The sequence below is a fragment of the Rhodoferax sp. UBA5149 genome, assembly GCF_002413825.1.
Lineage (GTDB): Bacteria > Pseudomonadota > Gammaproteobacteria > Burkholderiales > Burkholderiaceae_C > Rhodoferax.
The window spans coordinates 1-213 of record NZ_DHXT01000199.1; the positions used below are offsets into that span (position 1 = coordinate 1).

General features: G+C 62.4%; 1 protein-coding gene. It reads right to left on the reverse strand.

Annotated elements, in window-relative coordinates; all coding sequences use genetic code 11:
* On the reverse strand, nucleotides 1-213 hold a 213-nt coding region (locus tag B3V69_RS17855), incomplete at both ends, for an aldehyde ferredoxin oxidoreductase C-terminal domain-containing protein (RefSeq protein WP_296448385.1).

The following is a 213-nucleotide window of genomic DNA, read 5'->3' on the forward strand; positions in this document are numbered from 1 at the left end:
ACCGGACGAGTCAAAGGCGGCAGTGGCGTCCTGGAAAGCCTTGACCAGTTCGGGCTTGCCCGCGTGTTCCAGCGGATCGGTTTTGACCGGGATGCCCAGCACTTCGGAGGCAACGGTGTAGCCACGCAAATGGCAACCACCCCGGTTGGACGTGGCGTAAGCCAAACCAATACCCTGAATGGCGCGCCCATCGTAGGCCGGAAACTCCTGGCC